This window comes from uncultured Phenylobacterium sp., assembly GCF_902826855.1.
Lineage (GTDB): Bacteria > Pseudomonadota > Alphaproteobacteria > Caulobacterales > Caulobacteraceae > Phenylobacterium.
Genome location: NZ_CADEGK010000099.1, coordinates 8,493 through 17,146 on the forward strand (window position 1 = coordinate 8,493; position 8,654 = coordinate 17,146).

At 69.2% G+C, this 8,654-nt stretch carries 9 protein-coding genes; 5 read left to right on the forward strand and 4 right to left on the reverse strand.

Going from position 1 to position 8,654, the window contains the following annotated elements; translation table 11 throughout:
- Nucleotides 1-400: 400 nt before the first annotated feature.
- Both QZV94_RS14305 and QZV94_RS14310 read left to right on the forward strand, forming a co-directional pair.
- Entirely contained in the window at nucleotides 401-1,576 is a 1,176-nt protein-coding gene (locus QZV94_RS14305) for an ATP-binding protein (protein ID WP_293678585.1), read from the forward strand.
- A gap of 128 nt (nucleotides 1,577-1,704) precedes the next feature.
- On the forward strand, nucleotides 1,705-2,160 hold the full coding sequence (locus tag QZV94_RS14310; protein WP_293678586.1) for a DUF3775 domain-containing protein: 456 nt from the start codon (nucleotides 1,705-1,707) through the stop codon (nucleotides 2,158-2,160).
- A 238-nt stretch (nucleotides 2,161-2,398) separates the two neighbouring features.
- On the opposite strand, the gene QZV94_RS14315 is transcribed toward QZV94_RS14310, so the two are convergent.
- Entirely contained in the window at nucleotides 2,399-2,845 is a 447-nt protein-coding gene (locus tag QZV94_RS14315; RefSeq protein ID WP_293678587.1) for a hypothetical protein, read from the reverse strand.
- A gap of 103 nt (nucleotides 2,846-2,948) precedes the next feature.
- Nucleotides 2,949-3,254, reverse strand: a complete 306-nt coding sequence (locus QZV94_RS14320) for a helix-turn-helix transcriptional regulator (RefSeq protein ID WP_293678588.1) — start codon at nucleotides 3,252-3,254, stop codon at nucleotides 2,949-2,951.
- A 153-nt stretch (nucleotides 3,255-3,407) separates the two neighbouring features.
- Here QZV94_RS14320 and QZV94_RS14325 point away from each other — a divergent pair, with 153 nt between their 5' ends.
- Nucleotides 3,408-3,638, forward strand: coding sequence for a hypothetical protein (locus QZV94_RS14325; RefSeq protein WP_293678589.1), 231 nt, complete (start codon nucleotides 3,408-3,410; stop codon nucleotides 3,636-3,638).
- Between the two features lie 91 nt (nucleotides 3,639-3,729).
- Here QZV94_RS14325 and QZV94_RS14330 read toward each other — a convergent pair whose 3' ends face one another.
- Complete coding sequence (locus QZV94_RS14330; protein WP_293678590.1) at nucleotides 3,730-4,899, reverse strand: acetyl-CoA C-acyltransferase; 1,170 nt, start codon at nucleotides 4,897-4,899, stop codon at nucleotides 3,730-3,732.
- A 152-nt stretch (nucleotides 4,900-5,051) separates the two neighbouring features.
- Between QZV94_RS14330 and QZV94_RS14335 the strand changes: the two genes are divergently transcribed.
- Together QZV94_RS14335 and argJ are read left to right on the forward strand one after the other, a co-directional pair.
- Nucleotides 5,052-6,002 (forward strand): peptidyl-prolyl cis-trans isomerase, encoded by a 951-nt coding sequence (locus QZV94_RS14335; RefSeq protein ID WP_293678591.1) that lies wholly within the window; start codon nucleotides 5,052-5,054, stop codon nucleotides 6,000-6,002.
- Nucleotides 5,999-7,450, forward strand: coding sequence for a bifunctional glutamate N-acetyltransferase/amino-acid acetyltransferase ArgJ (argJ, locus tag QZV94_RS14340; RefSeq protein ID WP_293678592.1), 1,452 nt, complete (start codon nucleotides 5,999-6,001; stop codon nucleotides 7,448-7,450). The genes QZV94_RS14335 and argJ overlap by 4 nt, the downstream gene beginning before the upstream one ends.
- A gap of 9 nt (nucleotides 7,451-7,459) precedes the next feature.
- Here the strand turns inward: argJ and QZV94_RS14345 are convergent.
- A partial coding sequence (locus QZV94_RS14345) for a DUF2142 domain-containing protein (RefSeq protein ID WP_293678593.1) occupies nucleotides 7,460-8,654 on the reverse strand: 1,195 nt, incomplete at its 5' end.

The window sequence follows — 8,654 nt, forward strand, 5'->3', positions numbered from 1 at the left end:
GCGCGCGGCCGAGGCGGCTGTGCGGGAGAGCGAGGCGCGCCACCGGCAGATCGCCGAGACGACCGCGGACATCATCACCCTGGCGAACCTGGACGGAACCCTGACCTTCGTGAGCCCCTCCGCCCGCCAGATCGGCTACGAACCCGACGCCCTCGTGGGATCGACCTTCGCGGCCAACATCCATCCGGACGACATCCGGCCCGCCTGGCGCAGCCTCAAGGCGCTCATGGAGGGCGCCTCCTGCCGTCGTCATCGCTGGCGCGCGCGCCACGGCCAGACCGGCGAATGGCTCTGGATGGAGTCTGCTCCCAGCCTGACGCGGGATCCGGAGACCGGTCGCCCCACCGGCCTCATCGACGTCGTGCGCGACATCTCCCGCTAGGTCGAGCAGGAGGAGGCCTTGCGGGCCGCCCAAGCCGCGGCGGAAGCCGCCACGTTGGTGAAGGGCCAATTCCTGGCGAACATGAGCCACGAGATCCGCAATCCGCTGACGGCCGTGCTGGGCTTCACTGATCTGCTGCGCAAGTCCTCCGCGCTCGTGGAGTCCGACCGCACCTACGTCGAACGCATCGCCGGGGCGGGCTCGGCCCTCCTGGCGATCGTCAACGACGTGCTGGACTTCTCGAAGCTCGAGTCGGGCATGGTGACGATCGTGCCCAAACCGACCGCCGTGGTGGCGCTCGCGCAAGACTCGCTGACGCTGTTCGAAGGTCAGGCGTCCGCCAAGGGCCTGCATCTGAGGTTCGAGGCGGACGAGGCGCTGCCGGCAATGATGCTGGTGGACGGGGATCGTCTGCGGCAGATCCTCATCAATCTGACCGCCAATGCGGTCAAGTTCACCGAGCGCGGGGCGGTGACACTCAGCGTGCGGCGCGCGGGCGAGACGGGCCTCCGCTTCGAAGTGTCCGACACTGGACCGGGGCTGGCGGAAGCCGACTGCGCGCGGCTCTTCCAGCGGTTTACCCAGATCGACGGCTCGAATACGCGGCGCCACCGGGGCACGGGTCTGGGCCTTGCGATCTGCAAGGGTCTGGCCGAGGCCATGGACGGCGAGATCGGCGTCGACAGTGTCGTCGGGCGCGGCTCGACCTTCCACGTCACGCTGCCTGTGACGGCGGTCGACGCGGAGCCGACAACGGACTCAAGCGCCGGCCATACCCTCCTGACCGGCGTGCGGGTCTTGGTCGTGGACGACAACGCCGCGAACCGGGAGTTGGCCACGCGGCTGCTGGAGCCTCTCGGAGCAGACGTGCGTTCGGCCGAGGGCGGGCAAGCGGCGCTTGATCACCTCGGGGTTCATCCCGTGGACGTCGTGCTTCTCGACCTGAGGATGCCGGACCTGGGTGGACCCGAGGTCCTGAGCCGGCTGCGGGCGGGCGTCGGTCCCAATCAGTTCACGCCGGTTCTCGCGTTCAGCGCCGAACCGCGATCCGTCACGGCGTCGGGCCCGGACGGGTTCGATGGCGTCGTCGCCAAGCCTATCGACATTGCCGCGCTCGCCGGTGCGCTTGCGGCCGCAGTCGAACGCCGGGACTCGCTGGCCAGCCGTAGCTCAGGCAGCGCCACGGTCGATTGACGCCGTGCTCCGTTGGGTCCGGCCCAGAGCGCCTTGAGCAGTGTCAAGGCGCCGGCTCGCCGCCACGTCACGGTGCATCACGATCTCGCGCCGCACTGGATTTATGGGCCCGTCACAGGAGCGTCCGCATGACTGCAGCGCAAAGTCCGCAACTTGGGCTTGATCCGGAGACCGCCTTCTTCATCGTGCTCAAAGCGAGGGAGTTCCACACGAAGGTGGAGCTCATAGATCCTGACGCGGCCTCGGAGCCGGCGGACGACCGCGCGGTGGATGTGCTGCAGTTCCATCCTGATGACAGCGTCACCGACGAATTGATCGCGGCGATCGGATCGCTCAACGAAGAGGAGCGGCTCGATCTCATCGCCCTGATCTGGGTCGGACGCGGCGAGTACAGTCTGTGGCAATGGCAGGACGCCCGTGAGCGCGCGCGCCGGATCGATCCCGAGCGGGTGCTCGACTACATCCTGGGAATGCCGATGGTGAGTGACTTCCTCGAAGAAGGCCTGAGCCGGTTCGGTCACCATATCAGGGACCACCTCAACAGCGGCTTTGTCGGCGCCCGCGACGAGTTGTTGCCCGATTAGAGGACGGGTGCGTCGCCCGCACCTTCTCACCGGGGCCGCCATCCACCAGTTTGAGCCCTCGGACGGTGGCGCCCGGTCCGAGCGCATGAAACCTCCCGCCGCCGGCCCAGAAGCCGGCCTGCGGGGACGAAAGCGTGACCAAGCGACGAGGACCGGCCTTCGACGTCATGGCGCTGATCGCGGGCGTCCTCTGCCTGTTGGGGCTGGCCTTTGCCGTCGGCTATGGCCTGCTCGCCGGCTAGCCTTCGTCCGCCAGCACGGCGGCGACCGTCAGGTAGTTGGAGACCGCAAGCCTGGTCAGAGCGTCCCGGATCGGGCCCATCTCTTCGGCGGCCTTGCGGGTATAGCGCAGCGAATGGTCGGTGCGCTCCAGCCAACCCTGTGCGATCAGAGCGCGCACCTTCCGGCGCACCGTCTCCTCCGGAATCCCGACCGACAGCGCGATCGAGTGGACGTTGGTCCACAGGCTGGGCAGGTCCCCGGTGGTCTCCGGCATGGCGCCGCCCTTCGTCCAATCCGGGTGCTCGGCGCTGCGCAAGGCTACCGCCAGCAGGATGTGGAACTTCTCGAGGTCGCCGCCGAAGGTGCGTTCCGCCTCATCGATCAGCGCCAGCAGTGGCGCGAGGAGGTCGCGGGCCACCGTTGGGTAGCGCCGGCGGAGCCGGGAGAGGATCAAGGTCGTCATGCGGCCAGCTTCGGCGTGGCGGGGTCGCGGTCCAATGATCCAGGTCAATGTCGAGGACTCGAGCGTGCTCCCGATCAGCGGCAGGGCGCATGGCGCAGCCGTCTCACCCAGCGCCGACCGGTCCGGTTTCCATGTCGCCTGCGCTGCTCGGCGGCCGGCCCGCCGGCGTGGCGAGGTCGCCATCGCCGAATCCGGGCGACCCCTCATAGAAGTATCCGACTTCGACACCCAGCGCGTTGGCGATGCGCCAGAGCATCACGGCCGATATCCGATTGGCGGCGCACTCGTACTTCTGGATCTGCTGAAATCTGACGCCGCACGCTGCGCCAAGCGCCTGCTGGCTCATTCCGAGAAGACGTCGCCGCTTCCGTAGTCGCCGTCCAAGATGTCGATCGAACTCATCGTCCATTCTCACCCCCAACGCCTGCGGTGACGCTTGCAGGCGCTGGGGCCGTAGCCCTTGAGATGGATCAAACCAGGATCGAATCCAGCGCTGTCGTCGCGCCTGGTCGATTTGATCGGGATCAAGCCGAGCACAGATCCGGCAATGTTAGACCGCGCCGTGAGCTCCGATGTCGAACCCGAAGACGGCCTCAACTGGCTGCTCGAGCTGCGCCTTCGCGTGCGCGGAAGTCCGGAGGCGACCGCGATCGTGGACCGCTGCCTGAGCCTTCTCGCTCGGGCCCAAGGCGCGGACGCTGCAGAGCGGGCTGCGCTCGATGCTGAGGTGGCGAAGTTGGCGGACGACCTGGCCATCCGCTTCGGACCTCCGGGCGGCGCCGGCGTCCACTAGGACCGGGCCGTCGTCCGCCCGATGTGCTGATCGCGAGACGAGCTGGCCGTCCCGCCATCGCAACCGCGACGGCGGGACGGCCGGATCAGTCTCAGTACACCTCGAACAGGCCGGCGCCGCCCATGCCGCCGCCGATGCACATGGTCACCACGGCGTACTTGGCGCCGCGGCGCTGGCCTTCCTGCAGGACGTGGCCCGACATCCGCGCGCCGCTCATACCGAAGGGGTGGCCGATGGAGATCGCGCCGCCGTTGACGTTGTACTTCTCGGGGTCGATGCCCAGGCGGTCGCGGCTGTAGAGGCACTGGCTGGCGAACGCCTCGTTCAGCTCCCACAGGTCGATGTCGTCGACCTTCAGGCCGTGCCGCTCGAGCAGCCGGGGCACCGCGAACACGGGCCCGATGCCCATCTCGTCGGGCTCGCAGCCGGCCACGGCCCAGCCGCGGAAGGCGCCAAGCGGCTTCAGGCCGCGCCGCTCGGCCTCCTTGGCCTCCATCAGCACCAGGGCGGCCGAGCCGTCGGACAGCTGTGAGGCGTTGCCGGCGGTGATGTACTTGCCGGGCCCCATGACGGGGTCGAGCTTGAGGAGGCCCTCCAGCGTCGTGTCGGGCCGGTTGCACTCGTCGCGGGTCACTTCGTAGTCGACGATGGATTCCTGCTTCGTCGCCTTGTCGACCATCTTCATCTTGGTCTTCATCGGCACGATCTCGTCCCGGTACTTGTCGGCCTGCTGGGCGGCGGCCGTGCGGCGCTGGCTCTCCAGCGAGTACTCGTCCTGGTACTCGCGGCTGACCTTGTAGCGCTCGGCGACGATGTCGGCGGTGTCGATCATCGGCATGAAGATCGCCGGATACATCTCGGTCAGCTTGGGGTCGTTGTTGTTGGGCCCGATGCCGGGGTTCGGGAGGGAGAGCGACTCCACCCCGCCGGCGACCACGGCGCTGGCGCCGTCGTTGCGGATGTAGTTGGCGGCCATTGCCAGCGACTGCAGGCCGGACGAGCAGAAGCGGTTGACCGTCACCCCCGAGGTGGTGATCGGCAGGCCGGCGAGCAGACCGGCCTGGCGGCCGATGTTGCCGGAGCCGTGGGCGATATTGCCCATGTAGACGTCCTCAATGTCGGCGGGATCGAGGCCCGAGCGCGCCACGGCGTGCTTCACCGAGTGGGCGGCCATGGAGACGGTGGGCGTCATGTTGAAACCGCCACGGCCTGCCTTGGCAAGGCCCGTGCGGGCGTAGGAAACGACGACGGCTTCGCGCATTGGAAAGTGATCCTCCGAACGGATGAGATTTTGAGGCCTCGGTAGGCCTCCAACGGTCCGGGCGCAACCTTTGCATCGCGGCGAGGAAATGGCTAGGGACGGGCGCGCTTCCGGAGCTAGAGGCGCTTTCCCCACACCTGAAGGGAAGTCCGATGGCGCTCGCCGCACCGCTTCGCAATGCCGGTCTGGCCCTGGCGCTTGCCATGGCGCTGGCCGCGTGCGGGCGCGGGCCCGGCGGGGAGGCGGCCCCGGAGAGCGGCGACCGGGCGGTGGCGAAGGTCGACGGCAAGACCGTCTGGGTTTCCGACGTGAAGCGCGAGGCGATCGCCCAGGGCCTGATCGGCGAGGGCGAGCCGCTGGACACCTCCTCCGACCTGTTCCGCCAGATGATGGACGAGGTGGTCGATCAGAAGCTGCTGGCCGCCGAGGCGGTGCGGCGCAAGCTGGACAATGACCCGATCGTCCAGCGCAAGCTGCAGGCCGCCCACGACCGTGTGCTGGGCGACATCCTGGTGGACGCCACGGTCGCCGATGCGGTCACCGAGAGCAACATCAAGGGCCTCTACGACGAGCAGCAGAAGCTCGCGAAGCGTGGGGAAGAGATCCACGCACGGCAGATCGTGGTGGCGACCCAGGCCGAGGTCGAGGCGGTGCGCAAGCTGGTCGCCGCCGGCGCTTCCTTCGAGGCCCTGGCCATGGAGAAGTCGCGCGACGCGGCAACCCGCTTCAACGGTGGCGATCTGGGCTACTTCACGACCGACGTCATGCCGGAGGCGTATGAAGCCGCGCTCCGAGGCGCCAAGGCCGGCCAGGTCATCGGCCCGATCCCGGTGGCCGGAGGCTACGCCCTGGTGAAGGTCGAGGACGTACGGGAGGAGCAGCCGGTGAGCCTGGAGGCCGCCCGGCCGCAGATCGTCCGCTTCCTCACCTATGACCGGATCCGCGATCTGCTTGAGAAGCTACGCGCCAAGGCCAAGGTCGAGATGCTGGCCAAGACCGAGCCCGGGGCGCGCAAGGCGCTGCCGCCCGCCGATGCGCCGAAAGCCGCGCCTGCGGCGCCGGCGGCGCCCCCTGCAGCCCAGCCCAAGGGAGCCTCGAAATGACCCGCAAGCCCCGAAGCGCTGCTGCAAAGACGAAGACGGCGGCCGCGAAGCCGCCGCCGAAGGCTGCCAAGCCCGCCGAGGTGGTGAGCCAGACCCTCGAGCGCGCCCTCGACCCGCTCAACACCGCCCTGAAGCGGGCCGGTCTGCGCCGCGCCGACAAGACGTCGCGTGCGCCCGACCCGGCCAAGCCGGCCGCCAAGGCGGCGACGGCCGCGATGCCGGTCTCGCCGCTGGCGGTCCCGTTCCCGTCCATGCCGCCGATCCGAGGCGTCACCATGGCCACCGGCCGGGCGGGCTTCTACAAGCATGATCGCGAGGATCTGCTGATCATGGCGTTCCCTGAGGGCGCAAGCTGCGCCGGGGTGTTCACCCGCCATGGCGTGGGCTCCGCGCCGGTCGACTGGTGCAAGCGCCACCTCGAGACCTCGAAGGGGGAGGGCGTGCGCGCCCTGGTGGTCAACGCCGGTTGCGCCAACTCCTTCACTGGCCGCCCGGGGGCGGATGCCGTCAGACGGGTCGCGTCGGCCGTCGGCAAGCGCTTCGATTGCCGCCAACGCGACGTGATGGTGGCCTCCACGGGCGTCATCGGAGTGCTGCTGGACGACGCCAAGATCACCGCCCGCCTGCCTGAAGTCGAACAGCGGCTGGCCCCCGACGGCTGGGGCGGCGCGGCGCGGGCGATCATGACCACCGACACCTTCCCGAAGGGGGCCTACGCCGAGGCGCAGATCGACGGCGTGACGGTGCGTATCGGCGGCATCTGCAAGGGCTCGGGCATGATCGCACCGGACATGGCGACCATGCTGGCCTTCGTCGCGACGGACGCGGCGATCTCTCCCGGCGCGCTGCAGAACCTCTGCAACCTCTACACCCGCAACACCTTCAACGCGGTCACCGTCGACGGCGACCGTTCCACCAACGACACACTGCTGCTGTTCGCCACCGGCCAGTCCGGCGCCGCCAGGGTCACCCGCGCCGGGGACCGCCGCCTGGCCGACTTCCGCGACAAGCTGGAGACCGTGCTCCTCGACCTCGCCCACCAACTGGTGCGCGACGGGGAGGGCGCGAACAAGTTCATCAAGGTGAGCGTCACCGGCGCCCAGTCCGCCGCCTCGGCGCGAAAGATCGCCCGGACGATCTGCGAGAGCCCGCTGGTGAAGACTGCTTTCGCGGGCGAGGACGCCAACTGGGGCCGCATCGTCATGGCGGTTGGCCGCGCGGATGAGCCGGTGGACCGGGACAAGATGAGCGTGCGCTTCGGCGACCTCTGGGCCGCCCAGGACGGCCTGGTCTCCAAGACCTACTCGGAGGCGAAGATGAGCGCCTACATGAAACGGGCGGAGCTGGAAGTCACCGTCGACGTCGGCGTCGGCGTCGCCAAGGCCACGATGTGGACCTGCGACCTCACCAAGCGCTACGTCGAGATCAACGGCGACTATCGGAGCTAGCCGCGAACGCTATCCATAGTAGCGTTCGATCAGCGCGACCTGGACGACGACGAGGCTGGCGAAGGGGAAGGCCAGGACCAGGATGGTTCCGAGGGTCCTCAACCCATCGCGGAACCGGTCGCCGGCCAGGATCGGCCGCGGCCCCTCCAGCCCCAACGGCAAGACCAGCGCCAGCGGCAGCAGATAGCGGCCCTGCACGCCCTCGACGATGCGCCCGCCCACCGACGTCCAACCCAGGTAGAGGGCCGCGAACACGGCGCCGGCGGCAACGACCGCGACGAGGGGAGCCGTCCAACGCATGGCCCGCCAGCCACGCTCCAGGCCCACCGCCGCTGGCGCCAGCAGGGCCACGCCCAGCATGAGCCACGCCGCGCGGTAGAAGGGCTGTGGCAGGAGCGTGTCGAGCCAGCCCAGTACGCCCACGAACTGATCGGCGTAGGGCCGGCCGTGGATCGCGAGTGTGTCGCTCGCGATCGCGGGGAGCGCGTCCAGGTTCTTCAGCAGGAACCCTGCCTGATCGGCCGGATCGGGGGCCAGACCCGGCGGTGGCGGCGCCGCCCAGCCGGAAAGGCTCATCCAGCCGCTCCAGCCGAGCGCGGCCGCCAGCGCCAAACCCCCGGCGGCGTATTTGAGCGGACGGCTCTGCGTGGGCGCGGCCATCAACAAGAAGACCAGCAGCGCGCAAGGCGGCTTCGCCATCCCGATGGCGCCGAAGCAGACAGCCAGGAAGACCGTCTCGGCGCGGCTCAGCGGGCGGCTTTCTCCCATGGCGCGCGAGAGGACCGCGACGGCCAGCGCGGTCAGACCGATTAGGGGACCATCCTGGGAAACCGCCGCATAGAGCGCCACCGACATGGGCAGGCTGAGGATTGCGAACATCGCCAGCCGCGCCTGGCGGGCGAGGCAGAGCGCGGCGAAGCCGAGGGCGATCGACACCAGGGCGTTGAGCGCGCGGGCCAGGTGAAGGGTGTCCAGCACCGTCCAGCCATAATGGCGTCCCACGGCCACTGCGGCGGCCGGCGGAGCGTAGAGGACCGGGTTGAACGCCTGGCCCGGAAGGATTTCGATGCGTCGGCCATCGAGCCGCAACCGCTCCGCAGCGACCACCGCGGGGTCGGCGGGTCGGAGCTTCTCTGCGGGGCGGAAGTGCAACCGCGCGTAGGGCGCGGCGGCCTCCGCGATCGACATGTGGACCCTGCCCGTC

Coding starts and splice junctions, on each gene's coding strand:
- QZV94_RS14310 (WP_293678586.1), top strand. CDS start 1,705: ATGACTGCAGCGCAAAGTCCGCAACTTGGGCTTGATCCGGAGACCGCC.
- QZV94_RS14315 (WP_293678587.1), bottom strand. CDS start 2,845: ATGACGACCTTGATCCTCTCCCGGCTCCGCCGGCGCTACCCAACGGTG.
- QZV94_RS14320 (WP_293678588.1), bottom strand. CDS start 3,254: ATGGACGATGAGTTCGATCGACATCTTGGACGGCGACTACGGAAGCGG.
- QZV94_RS14330 (WP_293678590.1), bottom strand. CDS start 4,899: ATGCGCGAAGCCGTCGTCGTTTCCTACGCCCGCACGGGCCTTGCCAAG.
- QZV94_RS14335 (WP_293678591.1), top strand. CDS start 5,052: ATGGCGCTCGCCGCACCGCTTCGCAATGCCGGTCTGGCCCTGGCGCTT.
- argJ (WP_293678592.1), top strand. CDS start 5,999: ATGACCCGCAAGCCCCGAAGCGCTGCTGCAAAGACGAAGACGGCGGCC.